This window comes from uncultured Sunxiuqinia sp., from assembly GCF_947495665.1.
Lineage (GTDB): Bacteria > Bacteroidota > Bacteroidia > Bacteroidales > Prolixibacteraceae > Sunxiuqinia > Sunxiuqinia rutila.
The window spans coordinates 205713-221772 of sequence record NZ_CANLZV010000007.1 but is presented as its reverse complement, the minus strand read 5'-3'; the positions used below and the strand labels follow the sequence as shown (position 1 = coordinate 221772).

General features: G+C 43.6%; 13 protein-coding genes. 11 read left to right on the top strand and 2 right to left on the bottom strand.

What is annotated here, in order from left to right:
- Window positions 1-114 precede the first annotated feature (114 nt).
- From Q1A18_RS11130 to Q1A18_RS11120, 3 genes are all read left to right on the top strand, one after another.
- Window positions 115-999 (top strand): glycosyltransferase, encoded by an 885-nt coding sequence (locus Q1A18_RS11130; RefSeq protein WP_299579726.1) that lies wholly within the window; start codon window positions 115-117, stop codon window positions 997-999.
- Between the two features lies 1 nt (window position 1000).
- The gene (locus Q1A18_RS11125) at window positions 1001-2146 is read left to right on the top strand and encodes a glycosyltransferase family 4 protein (protein WP_299579723.1); all 1146 of its coding nucleotides are present in this window, start codon (window positions 1001-1003) and stop codon (window positions 2144-2146) included.
- 63 nt (window positions 2147-2209) lie between these two features.
- Window positions 2210-3145, top strand: a complete 936-nt coding sequence (locus Q1A18_RS11120; protein WP_299579720.1) for a hypothetical protein — start codon at window positions 2210-2212, stop codon at window positions 3143-3145.
- 111 nt (window positions 3146-3256) lie between these two features.
- On the opposite strand, the gene Q1A18_RS11115 is transcribed toward Q1A18_RS11120, so the two are convergent.
- A complete protein-coding gene (locus Q1A18_RS11115) occupies window positions 3257-4570 on the bottom strand; it encodes an LruC domain-containing protein (RefSeq protein ID WP_299579717.1) in 1314 nt (437 codons plus the stop codon).
- A gap of 308 nt (window positions 4571-4878) precedes the next feature.
- Window positions 4879-7035, bottom strand: coding sequence for an elongation factor G (locus Q1A18_RS11110; protein WP_299579714.1), 2157 nt, complete (start codon window positions 7033-7035; stop codon window positions 4879-4881).
- Between the two features lie 467 nt (window positions 7036-7502).
- Between Q1A18_RS11110 and Q1A18_RS11105 the strand changes: the two genes are divergently transcribed.
- The 8 genes from Q1A18_RS11105 to rplD all read left to right on the top strand — a co-directional run bounded on the left by Q1A18_RS11105 (window position 7503) and on the right by rplD (window position 16051).
- Window positions 7503-9692, top strand: coding sequence for a peptidase domain-containing ABC transporter (locus Q1A18_RS11105; protein ID WP_299579710.1), 2190 nt, complete (start codon window positions 7503-7505; stop codon window positions 9690-9692).
- Window positions 9693-9820: 128 nt separating this feature from the next.
- A complete protein-coding gene (locus Q1A18_RS11100) occupies window positions 9821-11131 on the top strand; it encodes an HlyD family efflux transporter periplasmic adaptor subunit (protein WP_299579707.1) in 1311 nt (436 codons plus the stop codon).
- A gap of 195 nt (window positions 11132-11326) precedes the next feature.
- Window positions 11327-11701 (top strand): 30S ribosomal protein S12, encoded by a 375-nt coding sequence (gene rpsL / locus Q1A18_RS11095; protein ID WP_299579704.1) that lies wholly within the window; start codon window positions 11327-11329, stop codon window positions 11699-11701.
- Window positions 11702-11820: 119 nt separating this feature from the next.
- The gene (rpsG, locus tag Q1A18_RS11090; RefSeq protein WP_299579701.1) at window positions 11821-12297 is read left to right on the top strand and encodes a 30S ribosomal protein S7; all 477 of its coding nucleotides are present in this window, start codon (window positions 11821-11823) and stop codon (window positions 12295-12297) included.
- A 48-nt stretch (window positions 12298-12345) separates the two neighbouring features.
- Complete coding sequence (fusA, locus tag Q1A18_RS11085; RefSeq protein ID WP_299579698.1) at window positions 12346-14457, top strand: elongation factor G; 2112 nt, start codon at window positions 12346-12348, stop codon at window positions 14455-14457.
- Between the two features lie 20 nt (window positions 14458-14477).
- Window positions 14478-14783 carry a 30S ribosomal protein S10 gene (gene rpsJ / locus Q1A18_RS11080; protein WP_299579695.1) on the top strand — a complete coding sequence of 102 codons (306 nt, stop codon included), beginning with the start codon at window positions 14478-14480 and terminating at the stop codon, window positions 14781-14783.
- 21 nt (window positions 14784-14804) lie between these two features.
- Entirely contained in the window at window positions 14805-15422 is a 618-nt protein-coding gene (gene rplC / locus Q1A18_RS11075; RefSeq protein ID WP_299579692.1) for a 50S ribosomal protein L3, read from the top strand.
- Window positions 15422-16051 (top strand): 50S ribosomal protein L4, encoded by a 630-nt coding sequence (rplD, locus tag Q1A18_RS11070; protein ID WP_299579689.1) that lies wholly within the window; start codon window positions 15422-15424, stop codon window positions 16049-16051. Before rplC ends, rplD begins: the two co-directional genes overlap by 1 nt.
- Window positions 16052-16060: the final 9 nt, after the last annotated feature.

The following is a 16060-nucleotide window of genomic DNA, read 5'->3' as shown; positions in this document are numbered from 1 at the left end:
TCTTGTTTTCTGCTAAAGGGTCAGTGAACAAGTCGGTTTTGTATTTTGTTTTGTTTAACTTAGACGTGATGATTGCTCTTGATTGCGAAATGAAATGCCCCAAATCTAAACCGTATGCTTGCTCCAATATGTTTATTTACATACAACCGCCCTGCAGAGCTCAAACAGACCATTGATGCCTTAAAACGCAACTACCTGGCTTCGGAAAGTGAATTGTATATTTTTTCGGATGGTGCTAAGGATCAACAATCGGATGAAAAAGTGTTTGCTGTCAGGCAGTATCTGGAAACGGTTACCGGGTTTAAATCAGTCTCTCTTTCATGTGCTCCGGTTAACCGAGGCTTGGCAAATTCTATTATTGCCGGGGTTTCTAAGCTCCTTGCTCAATATGGGAAGGTCATTGTATTGGAAGATGATCTGATTACATCGCCGAACTTTCTTGATTTTATGAACCAGGCTTTGGTGTATTACGAAGATAATAAGAAGATAATGAGTATTTCGGGATACACCATGGACTTGCCTTCCTTGAAGAATCGGAAAGAAGATTTTTACCTGGGCTACCGTGCAGGCTCGTGGGGATGGGGCATATGGCAAGATCGTTGGGAGTTGGTTGATTGGGAAGCTCAAAGTTATCAGTCTTTTCGGTGGAGTTTTTTGAAGCAGTTTCGCTTTATGCGGGGAGGAATGGATATGCCTTACATGCTTTGGAAACAAATGACCGGGCGATTGGATTCATGGGCTATTCGGCTGGGGTATTGTCAGTTTGAGTATGATTTGCTCACTGTTTTCCCGGTTCGGTCCAAAGTGAAAAGTATTGGTTTTGGAGAGGAGGCTACAAACACCAAGAAAAGCCATCGTTTTCGAACGCACTTGGATGATGGTTTGAAGATGGATTTTGAGTTTTCGCCGGCTCCGGTCATCGACCCTTTGCTGGTTAAGGAGTTTCGGGGGAAATTCTCTCTAAAGTCGCGTATCGTTGAAAAATTTAAGTTAGCCTGATATGAAGCCGGATGTTTTGTTTCTTCTTCATTGGCCGTCAGCCATTCATGGCTCTTCCATTGTGGGACTGTCTATTAAAGAGAGTCGGGAGATTAATCGGGCTTTCAATACCAGGTATATTAACCTCTTGTTGTCGGATGAAGTGAATGAGTCTGGCGAATTGACGTTTCGAAAGTTCTATAAAGGCTTGCTGATCGCGGGAAGGCTGTTTAAGGAGCTGGTTCGAAGGCGTCCTTCTGTTTGTTATTTTGCCTTGACGACTACGGGGGCTGCCTTTTTAAAGGATTTTATTCTGATTTTTCTGTTGAAGTTGTTTCGGGTTCCTCTGGTGTATCATTTGCACAATAAAGGCTTTGAAGAGAGGAAAGATAGCTTCTTTTTTCGAAGGCTCTTTCATTTTGCGTTTGCTAACTCTGCTGTCATTCTTTTGTCGCGACATTTGTACTCTGATGTTGCTCCCTATGTTCAGCCCGGGCAGATCAGGATTTGTCCGAATGGGGTGACTGCTGCCCATTATCGGAATGGGCAGGAAAAGGAGGACATTCCCGAAATTTTGTTTCTTTCAAATCTGATTCGAGCGAAGGGGGTGGAAGTTTTGTTGGATGCCTGTTTGCTGCTGAAAGAGCGCAACTGTTCTTTTCGTTGTACCTTGGCTGGGGGTGATGGTGATATCTCCGGGATGGAGCTTGTTGAGCTGATTGAAGAAAAGGGGCTTTCGGCACAAGTGAGTTATGTAGGGTGTAAGTTTGGGGAGGAAAAAGAGCAGGTATTTAGTGCTGCTTCGATTTTTGCATTTCCAACTTATTATAAAGCTGAAACCTTTGGTTTGGTTAATGTGGAGGCTATGCAGTATCGGCTGCCGGTGGTGTCGACTTTTGAAGGAGGGATTCCGGATGTTGTTGAAGATGGCGTTACCGGTTTTTTGGTTCCCCAGAGAGATGTGGTTTCGCTGGCCGATAAGCTTGAAGTGTTGATTAAAGACGAGGATTTGCGTGTTCGAATGGGACAGGCGGGATATCGTAAGTATGAAAAAGAGTTTACGTTTCGAAAGTTTGAGAGTCGGTTGATCGAAATTTTGCAAGGGGGAATTAGTGTTTCGGCTGAAGTTTCTGGTCAATATGGATTGACTCGCTCAAGAAGGAAATGATTCCCCATTTTTTTTGTATTGGACGGTTTTTTGAAACTGAAAATAAATAAGAAAATTGAGTGTATGGATTATCAATTTTATACCTTGATGTATGTTGATTTTAAGAATAAATCGGCAGCAAATAATGGTGCGCACGGTGGTTTTGATCAGCAGATTCAAACTTATATTAAATGTTGTGAAAGCTTATCGGAATCGCTGCAATTTTTTACTTCTAAGTCCTTGGTGGTATTGACCAATCAACAGGAATATCTTGAACGATATTCCAATAAGTTGCAGTTTGTAGAAATACCTTTTCAGTTGGATGTTCCCCGTGGTATTGCATTTTATTCAGCGCATTTTAAGTTGGACGTATTTCGGTATTTTGGCTCTTTGGGAGAACAGGGGGGGTATTGCATTCTGGTTGATAGCGATGTGTTGTGTTTGAGTGCGATGCCGCAAAATCTAAAAAATTGTATCCGGAATAATATTCCTGCTTTTTACGATGTAACTGCTCAGCGTTACCCGGCTTATGGTAGAGAGCGTTTGATTCAGGATAAAGAAATTTTGACGGAGGGAGAATCATCATTGGGTTTGTGGTGTGGTGGTGAGTTTTTAGGAGGTGATGCTGCTTTTTTTAGACGGTTGAGTGAAGAGATTCGCCTTGTGCAGCAGCACTATTTTGAAAATTATCCCTTGTTTCACCATCAGGGTGATGAGGTGCTGGTGTCGGTTGCTCTTGAGAAAATGATGCGCCAAGGGGTTTGTTGTTGTGATGTTGGTGCTTTTGGTGGAATCGCCCGGTTTTGGAGTGTGCCAACTTTGCATGTTCAAAACAGTTGGAAGGCCTACGAAGATAGTTTTCTGATTCATCTTCCTACTGATAAACGGTTTATTTCTTCGGTGGTTAAGGTCGATGAAGGCTTGAAATTGCGCTTAGGGCGCCACTTATTCAGGGCAATTTTTCTGAATCGCTTGAAGTTTGGAGTTAAGAAGATATTGCCGTTTTTGAAGCGAAAATAGTTGCCTTTATGCAAGGTGGATTGTAATGCAAATAGGCAGCCAGAATTGGCTGCCTATTTGTTTTTGTCGAATTATTCAAATCGGGATATTCAGAAATGTGATTCAGTTAAGTTATTCACAGATTAGATCAAAAACTTTGGTTGCATCAGTCAGGTTATCTGCCCAGTTGGGATTCCAGCCGTCAGTGATGCTGGTAAAGCCTGCGTAAGCTTCGCCAATGTATGTTTTTTCATACGGCCATTGCCAGTTGTAGGGAATAATGATGCCATTCGGGTGTTCTTTTCCTTCTTCGTCAATCCATGTTGAGCCATCGGCCAGGTTGGCTTGGAGCTCCCAAATGTTCAGGTCGTAGGCGTTGGTCGTTCCCGGGTGCACCGTAATGAATGGTTCATAGGGGAAGTCCGGATCGAAATCAAAATTCTCATCGGTCAGAATTATAATGATGGCGTTGGCGTGAGGTTCGCAATCCGTGTCTGTTGGCAATGTGTTGGCAACAAATGGATAGGGAGCCTCGTTTTCTGCTGGTAAAACAGCTTTTGTACTCGCAAATACCGTAATGATATAGTAGTCTCCATCTTCTTCGATGTCAGCGTGTCCGTTGATCCCGCCAGTCAGGGCATCAACGATTCCTGTTTTTGGAATTTTGATTTTGAACGCGTGATCGTAGCTGGCTCCTCTGGCTGATGCGTAGATCGAAATTACCAGCATATCCTGAGAGCGGAGAACGTCTGATTTTATGACCAAGTCATTGTAGTCACCGTCGTTACCGTCAGCACCGTCTTTCATAAGGTCTTCCCAGGCATAGGTGAAGTCAACGGTGGTAAGGCACTCGTCAAGGCAGAATTCGAAGTATACTCCCCAGTTGTTGCCTGGAAACTGCATGGCATCGCTCAATGAAACTCCTTTGTCGGTTTCAGTGCAGAATCCCCCCCAGGCTGTTTCGCCATTGGAAAGAGCTGCGTGTGATGCAATATAGAAGCAGTCGGCATTAGGAGCTATCTCATCGATGTATTCTTTGGGAACAACAACGGTATAGCTAGTCATCATAGCAGATGCTTTCCAGCTCTTTTTAAATTCAAATTTTCCGGGAATGGCTCCACCGCCGCTTAGTTTTTTTGCTGCGTCAAATTGGTCGAGGTCGGCAAAAATGTCAAGATGAATCTCGGTGAGGTAAACACCTGATTCGGTTACGTTGTAGGTAACGTGAATGTCATCTCCGTCCTGCGAAACGATGACTGTGCCAACTTGCATGTGTTGACCTGCCACCAGGCAGACTTCTTTGCAGGGATAGTCAATTACCAGGTCTTTTAGTGTTTGTCTGTCAGTCATGTCAACCTCCTCGCAGCTTTGGTACGTTAGTCCAACTGTAATTAAAGCCAGGATGAACATGATGCCCTTTTTGTAGTTTAGAATCGCTCTTTTCATAAAAAATGATTTTACTTTTTATTTGTAATAAAGATTTGTTTTTATGTTACTCCGTATGGCTTTGAAATAGGCTGTGGCCATACATCGGAACAAACTTAGGGCACTTGCGAATTATGCACAATGGGTAATTTTACCCACATATGAGTTTTAATAAGGAGGCAGTGTTATTCGCGTATGGAGAAAAAGCATGTGGGGTGTTGGCGGGGGTGAAGGGGTGTTTTAAATTGAAAACCCCGGATAGGCTGTCCGGGGTTTTAGTCATAATTAGTTTGAATGCTAGTTATGATAGGATTAGAAATGGTCTTTTGTTAATCTTCTTCCTGTTCGGCGGCATAAGCTGCCAGAAGCTCTTCTTGTACTTCCTGTGGTACTTTTTCATAGCCGTCAAATGCAATGGAGAAGCTTCCGCGCCCTTGTGTTAAAGAACTGAGGGCGGTGATGTATTTGTGCATTTCCTTCAGTGGGACTTTGGCATTGATCTTTTCGAAGCCTCTTTCGCTGCCCATGCCCATGATTAATGCGCGTCGTCCCTGGAGGTCGCTCATGACGTCTCCCATGCGATCGCTTTGTACGAAAACTTCCAGGTTGTAAATGGGCTCCAGGATCTTGGGACCAGCATTTTTGAAGGCCTGAGAGAACGCATTTCGTCCGGCAAGTTTGAACGAGATTTCGTTGGAGTCTACCGGGTGCATTTTGCCATCGTAAACGTAAACCCGAATGTCTCGCGCATATGATCCGGTAAGTGGACCTTCTTCCATTTTTTCCATGATTCCTTTGAGGATGGCAGGAAGGAAGCGGGCATCAATGGAGCCGCCCACTATGCAGTTGTGGAAGATGAGTTTTCCACCCCACGAAAGCGGGTACTCCTGGGTGTCGCGAATGGAGAGTTTTTGTTCTTTGCCATTCATGGATACCAGTGTCTTTGGTTCGACGCCATCGATGTAGGGCTCGATAAACAGGTGAACTTCTCCAAACTGTCCGGCGCCGCCCGATTGTTTTTTGTGTCGGTAGTCAGCTTGGGCTAGTTTGGTGATGGTTTCCCGGTAAGGAATTTTGGGTTTGTCAAATTCGATGTCGAGTTTGTATTCGTTGTTGTAGAACCATTTTAGTGTGTTCAGATGGTATTCGCCTTGGCAGTGCACCAGCATTTGCTTCAATTCTTTTGAATACTCCACGATGTACGTCGGATCCTGATCGTGTAGCTTTTGGAAGCTTTCGCTGATCTTTTCCTCGTCAGCTTCGTTTACGGCTTTCAAGGCAACGGTGTGTCTGGAGGGGGGGAATTTGATTTCGGCAAACTTGTAACCGGCTGATTTTTCGCTGAGGGAGTTGTTGACATTGACATCTTTCATTTTTACCGTGGCGCCAATGTCGCCTGCGGTCATGGCCGCTACTTTTGTTCTGTTTTTTCCGGCAGAAACAAAGAGCTGGGAGATGCGTTCTTTGTTGCCATTTTTGGCAATGATCAGGTCTTGTCCTTCTTTTACGGTGCCACTCATTACCTTGAAATAGGTAATTTCCCCCACGTGCTGCTCGATGGTTGTTTTGAAAACCATCAGCGAAGTTGGTGCGTCTTCCCCTTTTTTTACTTCTTTTCCATTGATTTCAGGTACTTCGACGGCTTCGGCAGGCGATGGCGTGATGTTGGCGATGAATTCGAGCAGGCGGCCAACGCCCATGTTGTGTTTGGCAGCCGCACAGAATACCGGGAATAGGCTTCGGTCGATCATGCCAAGTTTGATGCCTTGGCGCATTTCGTCTTCGCTGAGGCTTCCCTTTTCAAAATAAAGCTCCATGAGGGCTTCGTCATTTTCTGCCGCCATTTCAACCAGTTCGTTGTGTAGTTCGTCAGCGCGTTCTTTTTCATCATCCGGAATTTCCAGGATTTCGGGTTTGCCACCATCTGCCGGATATTTGTAAAGCTTCATTTTCAAGACGTCAATAATTGAATCGAAGCCAGGGCCGGCGTTGACAGGGTATTGAACAACGGTTACTTTGTTGCCAAAGATGCTTTTGGCCTGGTCGACAGTTTGCTCAAAATTGACGTTTTCGTGATCCAGTTGGTTGAATACAAAGATCATTGGTTTGCCGGCTTTTTCAGTGTGGAGGCACACGGATTCAGTGCCGGCTTCTATTCCGTGAGGGGTGTTGATGGTTACAATGGCGCTTCCGACAACATGAAGTGCGGAAACAACACTTCCGCGGAAATCGTCCATTCCCGGGGTGTCGATAATGTTAATTTTTTTGTCGTTGCAGAAGGAGTGGAGAACAGTGGAGAAGACTGAGTTGCCATAGTCGTGCTCGATGGGCAGGTAGTCAGATACGGTGTTTTGGGATGAAACCTCGCCTCGCCGGTTGATTACTCCACCCTCAAACAGCATGGCTTCTGCGAGGGTGGTTTTCCCACTGCCAGCATTTCCAATTAAAGCAATGTTGCGGATTTGATCTGTTTTATAGATTTTCATTTCGTTAGTTTTTATTGGTTAAAACACGTTTTGTAGGTTGAATTTCCTATGGAAGTCACCAAAATTAGTAATAATTTATTAACAAACAACGATGGTTCTGTGGGTGAAATATGTTATAGAAATGCTTTTTGGAATGTGTAGTCTTTTTTATTTCTGAAAAACTTATATGGCGCTTGTTTTTGTTGATGGGGGTGAAGGTGCCAGCAAGCGGGGTGGTGTATTTTTTTTTTTTTTGAAGGAGGGGGGCTTATTGGAAGGAGCTAGTTTAAGGCTTTTCCGATGGTCGAGTTAGGAACAATAGATAGGCGGTATTTGGATTAATCGCTATTGTGCTTTTTATTTCTTCGGAAAGCTATTGGAGGCTAAGTGCCGGGCTTTCGCTATTAACCGGCAATTGTGAATAACTAATCGCAAGGGTCGGCAAATGAACGTTGATTTCCTGTAATTTTAAGGAGTAAAATAGTGTTATGCCTCGTTTTCCTCATTATAAGCAACCCGACGCCATGGATTGCGGGCCAACGTGCCTGCGGATGATCGCCAAGTTTTACGGGCGCAACTTCAATTTGAACTACTTACGGGAACAATCACACATTTCGCGCGAAGGTGTTTCGCTGCTTGGTGTCAGTGATGCCGCAGAAGCGATTGGGATGCGTAGTTTGGGAACCAAGGTGACTTACGCCCAGTTGGTGAAGGATGTTCCGAAGCCTTGTATTGTGCATTGGGATCAAAACCATTTTGTGGTTGTTTACCAAGTAAAAAAGGGGAAGGTGTATGTGGCCGATCCGGCTTTTGGCTTGGTGAAGTATAATGAGCAGGAGTTTAAGAAGCATTGGTTGGCTACGGTGACAGCCGGAGAGGAGAAGGGGATTTGCCTCATGTTGCAGCCTACGCCGGCTTTTTATGATCAGGATGATGAGTCCGATGACCGCACAGGTTTTGCGTTTCTGTGGCGCTATGTTCGGCCGCATCGTCGCCTGGTGGGGCAGTTGTTGATTGGTTTTTTGGCCGCGAGCATTATTCAGCTGATTTTTCCATTTCTGACACAAAGTATTGTTGATGTTGGAATCAATAACCAGGATATCAGCTTTATTTACCTGGTGCTGGCAGCTCAGATGATGTTGTTTGTGGGTAAAATGTCGGTTGATTTTATCCGTTCGTGGATTTTGCTGCATATCAGTACCCGTATTAATATTTCCATTATTTCTGACTTCCTGATAAAGTTGATGAAATTGCCCATTGGCTTTTTTGATACCAAAATGATTGGCGATTTAATGCAGCGCATTCAAGATCATCGCAGGATTGAGCGGTTTCTGACCACGCAAACTCTGAGTGTTTTGTTTTCGTTGTTCAACCTGGTGATTTTTGGTGTCGTGCTGGCCATTTACAGTTGGCAGATTTTGGCGGTGTTTGTTGTCGGATCCGTTTTGTATATGGGGTGGGTGTATTTATTTATGCAGCGTCGTCGCCAGCTCGATTATAAAAAGTTCGCCCAGTTGAGCGAAAATCAAAGCATGTTAATACAGCTGATTAATGGGATGCCCGAAATCAAACTGAATAACTATGAAAAGCAAAAGCGCTGGGAGTGGGAGCGTATTCAGGCGCGGCTGTTTCGGGTGAATGTGCAAAACTTGTCGGTGGATCAGTACCAGCAAGCGGGATCGGTTTTTATCAATGAAACCAAAAATATTATTATTACGGTTTTGGCGGCTATGGCTGTGTTGAATGGGCAAATGACCCTGGGGATGATGTTGGCTGTGCAGTACATTATCGGGCAGTTGAATGCCCCGCTTTCTGAGCTTATTAGCTTCATGCACCTGGCGCAGGATGCCAAGATTAGTTTAGAGCGATTGGGTGAAATTCATAATAAGGAGGATGAGGAGAAGAAAGGCGATCCGCGCATTAATACGATGCCGGCCGAGCGTTCCATTGTTATTTCCGATTTGGTGTTTCAGTATGAAGGACCACATTCTCCCAAGGTGTTGAATCGGATTGGGCTGACTATTCCGGAGAAGAAGTTGACCGCGATTGTTGGAACCAGTGGAAGTGGTAAAACGACATTGGTAAAATTGCTGTTGGGGTTTTATCCGCCAGTGGCCGGAGCGATACGTGTGGGCGATACCGATTTGAAGAACTTTTCGCAGCAATGGTGGCGCACCAAGGTTGGAGCGGTGATGCAGGATGGGTTTATTTTTTCAGACACCATTGTTAATAACATAATTGTGGGCGATGAGCGCATTGATAAAGAGAAATTGTTGTTTGCCGTGAAAACGGCCAATATTCAGGATTTTGTAGAAGGTTTGCCCTTGGGCTATAATACCCGAATTGGCCAGGATGGACATGGCTTGAGTCAGGGGCAAAAGCAGCGAATACTTATTGCAAGAGTGGTTTATAAGAATCCGGAGTACTTGTTCTTCGACGAGGCGACCAATGCCTTGGATGCCAATAATGAAAAGGTGATTATGGAAAACCTGGATCAGGTGTATGAGGGGAAGACGGTTGTAGTTGTGGCGCACCGGTTGAGTACGGTGAAGAATGCTGATCAGATTGTGGTGTTGGATCGGGGAGAGATCGTCGAGGTTGGTAATCACAATGAATTGACGGCGAGGAAAGGCGCTTATTATAACCTGGTGAAAAACCAGTTGGAGTTGGGTAGTTAGGTTTGGCTTTTATTTGTATCGCATTCGTGGGAATGTTCGTGTTTTAGATAGAATCCGGCAATTCAGTTTGGTGGAGAAAATGCACCTAGGGAAAATAGGTTTAGTAAGGATTGAATAGAGTAATATATATGCCACAGAATGATAACATAGAAATTCGAAGTGACGAGGTTCAGGAAATCATTGGGAAGTCGCCGTCGTGGTTGCTCCGAAGTGGCTTGACGATGATTTTGATTTTTGTAATGCTGTTGTTGTTGGGTTCCTGGGTTTTTCATTATCCTGATATTATTCGGGCGCGCATTGTGGTGCTTTCTGAAAATCCGCCGGCGCACATTGTGGCTCGCAATACCGGTAAGATTGATCAGTTGTTTGTGGAGGATAAGGATACAGTGCGGAAGGACCAGTTGATTGCTATTTTGGAGAATTCTGCCGATTATCAGGATGTGATTCGTTTGGGAGAAGATCTAGATCAGTTGGAGGGGTATTTTATTACCTTCGATACTTTGTTTTACCGGCCGCTGAAGCCGGATTATCGATTGGGCGAAATTCAAGCTGATTTTTCGTCGTTTTTACGCCTGTATAATAATTACATCAGTTTTGTGAGGTTGAACTTTTATCCGCAAAAAATTAAATCACTGCAAGCGCAAGAGCACATGCTGCGTGTTTACTATGATCGTTTGTGGTCTCAGCGACAGATTCTGGAAAATGAGTATCAGATTGCTTATGAGCAGTTCAGGCGCGACTCTGGTCTGTACGTGCGTGATGTGCTCTCGCTGGTTGATTATAAGAAATCGGAGTCATCGCTGTTGCAAAAGAAATATAGTTTCAATGGAGCTCGAACGGATCTGGCTACCACGCAGAAGGAGATTATTCAGCTTCAGCAAGAAATAATTGGTGCAGAAAAGGAGTTTGAAGACCAGAAACGGCAGGCGCAGTCCGGGTTGATTGAGGCTTTGAATGTGTTGAAAAGCCGTCTGGATTATTGGAATAAGGCTTTTGTGTTGCAGACGCCGATTGATGGAAAGGTGACGTTTACCAATTTCTGGAGTAAAAACCAACAGGTTAAAAGCGATGATGTTGTGTTTACTGTTGTGCCTGAGGTGGAGAGTAAGATTATTGGTCGGGTTACATTGCCGCTGCGCGGTTCTGGAAAAGTGAAGCCGGGGCAGGTGGTTAATATTCGGTTCGATAATTTTCCCTATATGGAATATGGTATGGTTCGGGGAGTCGTGAAGTCGATTTCGCTGGTTCCTTCCAATGATAATTACATTGCAGAAATTGACCTTCCGCAGGATTTAGTTACGAATTATGGCATTCCGCTTACCTTTAGTCAGGAGATGAAGGGTGAAGTTGAGATTATTACCGAAGACCTCCGGTTGATTCAGCGTTTCTTCAATCCGATCAAATCCATCCTGAAAGAAAAAGTTATGGATGCGAACTAAATCCCAATTTAATTTTGGGGTAAATTCCAAAAAACAAGTAGAAAAGCTATTGTTATTTTCTGAAAATTAGTACTTTTGCCTGCCGTTTTTGGAGAGTTCTGTCAAAAACGCAAGCGGAATGCATTGATTTTGACGATTTTTCAATACCTTTGCAGTCCATTTTGGAGAAATATTAATGATTAATTAAATAGTTGTATGCCAACGATTCAACAATTAGTAAGGAAAGGACGTACAGTGCTATCGGAGTCAAGTAAGTCTCCCGCATTGGATTCTTGTCCTCAGAAGCGTGGTGTTTGTGTGCGTGTTTACACAACTACACCAAAGAAACCGAACTCGGCTATGCGTAAAGTTGCCAGGGTAAGGTTGACAAACCAAAAAGAAGTGAATGCCTACATTCCAGGCGAAGGTCATAACCTGCAAGAGCACTCAATTGTATTGGTGCGCGGCGGTAGGGTGAAAGACTTGCCAGGGGTACGTTATCACTTAGTTCGCGGTGCATTGGACACTGCCGGTGTTGAGGGACGCACACAAAGACGTTCTAAGTACGGTACGAAAAGACCGAAGAAGTAATATTGAGAATTGACCGCTTGCAGTGGTTTGGTTGAGTAAATGAGTCCGGCAGGGGTCGGATGAACTGAAGCTCCAAATCGATAACACAACCAATTCGAATAACACTAAAGAAGATTACGATGAGAAAATCGAAACCAAAAAAGAGGATCATTCTTCCCGATCCTAAATTTAACGACGTTCTAGTTACACGATTTGTAAACGACATGATGCAGCACGGTAAAAAAACCGTGGCCTATCAAATTTTCTACGATGCGCTCGATATCGTTGATTCACGCATGAAAAACGACGAGCTTTCTGCCCTCGATATCTGGAAAAAAGCCTTGGAGAACATTACTCCGGCAGTCGAAGTTAAAAGCCGTCGCGTAGGTGGTGCTACATTCCAGGTTCCAATGGAAATTCGCCCTGAAAGAAAAGTGGCAGTTTCTATCAAAAACTTAATCCTTTTTGCCCGTAAACGTTCTGGTAAGTCTATGGCAGACAAGTTGGCTGCTGAGATTCAGGCTGCGTTCAATAATGAAGGTGGTGCCTACAAGCGGAAAGAAGATACGCACCGCATGGCTGAAGCAAACCGTGCTTTTGCACACTTCAGATTTTAGGATTGGGGTAAATTAGTTTAATAAGGATTAGAATATTGGTTTATTAGCATGGCAACAAAAGATCTAAAATATACAAGAAATATCGGTATCATGGCTCACATTGATGCTGGTAAAACAACCACCTCGGAGCGTATCCTTTATTATACCGGATTAACGCACCGTATTGGTGAGACTCACGATGGTTCAGCCACAATGGACTGGATGGAGCAAGAGCAGGAAAGAGGAATTACAATTACCTCTGCAGCAACTACTACATTCTGGAAACACAATGAGAGCCAGTATAAAATTAACATTATTGATACCCCGGGACACGTTGACTTTACTGTTGAAGTAGAGCGTTCATTGCGTATTTTGGATGGTGCTGTCGCTTTGTTTTGTGCAGTAAGTGGTGTTGAAGCTCAGTCTGAAACCGTATGGCGCCAGGCAGAGAAGTATGGTGTTCCACGGATTGGTTTCGTCAACAAAATGGACCGTTCAGGTGCCGACTTTTTCAATGTTGTTTCTGAAGTTCGTGAAAAATTAGGTGCTAACCCTGTGCCAATTCAGATTCCAATCGGATCTGAAGCAAGCTTTGAAGGGGTGATTGACCTGATTGAAATGAAAGCTATTCGTTGGTACGAAGATGCTACATTGGGAACAGACTATAAACTGGAAGAAATTCCAGCTGAATTGAAAGAACAGGCTGACGAATACCGTGAAAAATTGGTGGAATCAGTTGCTGAACTGGATGATGCCTTGATGGAGCGTTACTTCGAAGATCCGGATTCAATTACTTCCGATGAATTGCTTTCAGTTATTCGTCAGGGAACATTGAAGCAGATTATTGTTCCAATGATGTGCGGTTCTGCCTTTAAAAACAAAGGTGTACAGCGCTTGCTGGATGCTGTTGTAGAGTTTTTGCCAAGCCCAATGGACAAAGAAGAATTGGTTGGTATAAACCCTCAAACAGGCGAAGAAACTGTTCGCCATGCTGATGTTGAAGAGCCTTTGTCTGCCTTAGCATTTAAAATTGCTACAGACCCATTCGTTGGTCGCTTGTGCTTTATTCGTGTGTATTCCGGAAAAATTGACGCAGGATCAACTGTTTACAATTCAAGAACCGGAAAGAAAGAGCGTATTTCGCGTCTTTACCAAATGCACTCGAACAAGCAAAACCCCAAAGATGTCATTGAAGCAGGTGATATTTGTGCAGCAGTAGGTTTTAAAGATATCCGTACAGGAGATACTCTTTCAACTGAGAAAAGCCCAATTACTCTGGAGAGCATGGATTTCCCAGAGCCAGTAATTGGTATTGCTGTTGAGCCTAAAACTCAAAAAGACATCGATAAACTTGGAATGGGATTGGCTAAATTGGCCGAAGAAGATCCAACATTCAAAGTAAACACGGACGAAGATTCAGGACAAACGGTTATTCGTGGTATGGGTGAGCTTCACCTGGAGATCATTATCGATCGTTTGAAACGTGAATTCAAAGTCGAATGTAACCAAGGGAAACCACAGGTTGCATATAAAGAAGCCATTAGCCAGGAAGTTGAATTACGTGAAGTATTCAAGAAACAGTCTGGTGGTCGTGGTAAATTCGCTGATATCATTGTGAAAGTTGGACCAGCCGAGGAAGGCAAGGAAGGCTTAACATTTATCGACAGCGTAAAAGGAGGTCGGATTCCTAAAGAATTTATTCCTTCTGTACAAAAAGGTTTTGAAACAGCGATGTTGAACGGTCCTTTGGCCGGATTCCAACTGGATAGCCTGAAAGTTGAATTGCTTGATGGTTCATTCCACGCGGTTGACTCGGATCAGCTGTCTTTCGAAATCTGTGGTCGTCAGGCGTTCAAGAGTGCAGCTTCTAAAGCCGGTCCTAAATTATTGGAGCCGATTATGAAGACTGAGATTGTTACTCCTGAAGAATACATGGGTGATATTATTGGTGACTTGAACCGTCGACGCGGACAGGTAGCCGGAATGACTGAGAAAGCCGGAGCACGGGTAATTAAAGCTACAGTGCCACTTTCTGAAATCTTCGGTTATGTAACCGTATTGAGAACACTCTCTTCTGGTCGAGCAACTTCATCAATGGAGTTCTCACACTACGAAGAAGTGCCAAAACAAATGGCAGTGAAAGTACTTGAGGAAATGCAAGGAAAAGTAGAATTATTATAATATAATTATTTTATCTCATCATGAGTCAAAAGATCAGAATTAAGCTGAAGTCGTATGATCACAACTTAGTGGACAAGTCGGCTGAAAAGATCGTTAAGACTGTAAAAACAACAGGTGCAGTAGTAAGCGGGCCCATCCCGCTTCCTACTCACAAACGTATTTTCACAGTGTTGCGTTCCACTTTCGTGAACAAAAAATCACGTGAGCAATTTCAGTTGTCGTCTTACAAACGTTTGATCGACATTTACAGCTCAACAGCTAAAACTATCGACGCCCTAATGAAACTGGAATTGCCCAGTGGTGTTGAAGTAGAAATTAAAGTATGATAACCTGTAAAAAGTAAAAAAATGGCAGGAATAATCGGTAAAAAAATCGGAATGACATCCGTATTCAGTGTTGAGGGAAAAAATATTCCATGCACTGTGATCGAAGCCGGTCCTTGTGTTGTAACACAAGTGAAAACGGCTGAAACCGATGGCTATAACGCTATTCAGCTTGCTTACGGTGACAAGAAAGAAAAGCACACCACCAAAGCTGAGTTCGGACACTTCCAGAAAGCTGGAACAGAGCCAAAGCGTAAAGTTGTCGAGTTTCAAGACTTCGAAAGTGATTACAAACTTGGTGATACCATTACTGTTGATGTAATCGAAGAAGGTAGTTGGGTTGATGTTACAGGCATTACCAAAGGAAAAGGTTTCCAAGGTGTTGTTAAGCGGTATAACTTCCGTGGAGTAGGTGATGCTACACACGGTCAGCACAACCGTCTGAGAGCTCCAGGTTCGCTTGGTGCGTCTTCTTACCCTTCCAGAGTATTTAAAGGAATGCGCATGGCTGGTCGTACTGGCGGTGCTCGCAAAACAATCGAAGACCTTCGGGTTTTGAAAGTAATTCCTGAAAGTAACCTATTAGTTGTTAAAGGATCAATTCCTGGAGCAAAAGGATCATACGTAATAATTAATCAGTAATGGAAGTACAAGTATTAGATAAAACAGGAAAGGAAACCGGAAGAAAAGTTGGTTTGCAAGACCAAATCTTCGGTATTGAGCCTAACGACCATGCTATTTATCTTGACGTAAAACAGTACTTGGCCAACAAGCGCCAGGGAACACACTCAGCGACTGAGCGTGGAGAGATTGTTGGAAGTACAAAAAAGATTAAACGGCAAAAAGGTACTGGTACTGCACGTGCTGGTAGCATCAAGTCACCTTTGTTCAGAGGTGGTGGTCGCGTATTTGGACCTCGTCCAAGAAACTATGGCTTCAAATTGAACAAAAAAGTAAAAGCTTTAGCGCGTAAATCGGCTTTGACTTACAAAGCAAAAGCAAGCGATATTTTAGTTCTTGAGGACTTTAGTCTGGAAGTACCAAAAACCAAAGAGATGGCTAACATCAGTAATAATCTGAAGATTACCAATAAAAAGTCTCTTTTCGTTTTACCAGACGAAAATAAAAATATATATTTGTCCTCCAGAAATTTAGAAGGTGTTTCTGTTGTAACTGCTTCTGAGTTAAGCACTTATCAGATCATGAACGCCAATAAGGTGATCTTTTTTGAGAGTTCGGTAAGTAAGATCGAAGAACAGTTTAAGATTTAAGGGGGAAAA

What these genes read in the sequence shown, in the direction of transcription:
- Q1A18_RS11130 (WP_299579726.1), top strand. Translation starts at nt 115, where the DNA reads ATGCTTGCTCCAATATGTTTATTTACATACAACCGCCCTGCAGAGCTC.
- Q1A18_RS11125 (WP_299579723.1), top strand. Translation starts at nt 1,001, where the DNA reads ATGAAGCCGGATGTTTTGTTTCTTCTTCATTGGCCGTCAGCCATTCAT.
- Q1A18_RS11120 (WP_299579720.1), top strand. Translation starts at nt 2,210, where the DNA reads ATGGATTATCAATTTTATACCTTGATGTATGTTGATTTTAAGAATAAA.
- Q1A18_RS11115 (WP_299579717.1), bottom strand. Translation starts at nt 4,570, where the DNA reads ATGAAAAGAGCGATTCTAAACTACAAAAAGGGCATCATGTTCATCCTG.
- Q1A18_RS11110 (WP_299579714.1), bottom strand. Translation starts at nt 7,035, where the DNA reads ATGAAAATCTATAAAACAGATCAAATCCGCAACATTGCTTTAATTGGA.
- Q1A18_RS11105 (WP_299579710.1), top strand. Translation starts at nt 7,503, where the DNA reads ATGCCTCGTTTTCCTCATTATAAGCAACCCGACGCCATGGATTGCGGG.
- Q1A18_RS11100 (WP_299579707.1), top strand. Translation starts at nt 9,821, where the DNA reads ATGCCACAGAATGATAACATAGAAATTCGAAGTGACGAGGTTCAGGAA.
- rpsL (WP_299579704.1), top strand. Translation starts at nt 11,327, where the DNA reads ATGCCAACGATTCAACAATTAGTAAGGAAAGGACGTACAGTGCTATCG.
- rpsG (WP_299579701.1), top strand. Translation starts at nt 11,821, where the DNA reads ATGAGAAAATCGAAACCAAAAAAGAGGATCATTCTTCCCGATCCTAAA.
- fusA (WP_299579698.1), top strand. Translation starts at nt 12,346, where the DNA reads ATGGCAACAAAAGATCTAAAATATACAAGAAATATCGGTATCATGGCT.
- rpsJ (WP_299579695.1), top strand. Translation starts at nt 14,478, where the DNA reads ATGAGTCAAAAGATCAGAATTAAGCTGAAGTCGTATGATCACAACTTA.
- rplC (WP_299579692.1), top strand. Translation starts at nt 14,805, where the DNA reads ATGGCAGGAATAATCGGTAAAAAAATCGGAATGACATCCGTATTCAGT.
- rplD (WP_299579689.1), top strand. Translation starts at nt 15,422, where the DNA reads ATGGAAGTACAAGTATTAGATAAAACAGGAAAGGAAACCGGAAGAAAA.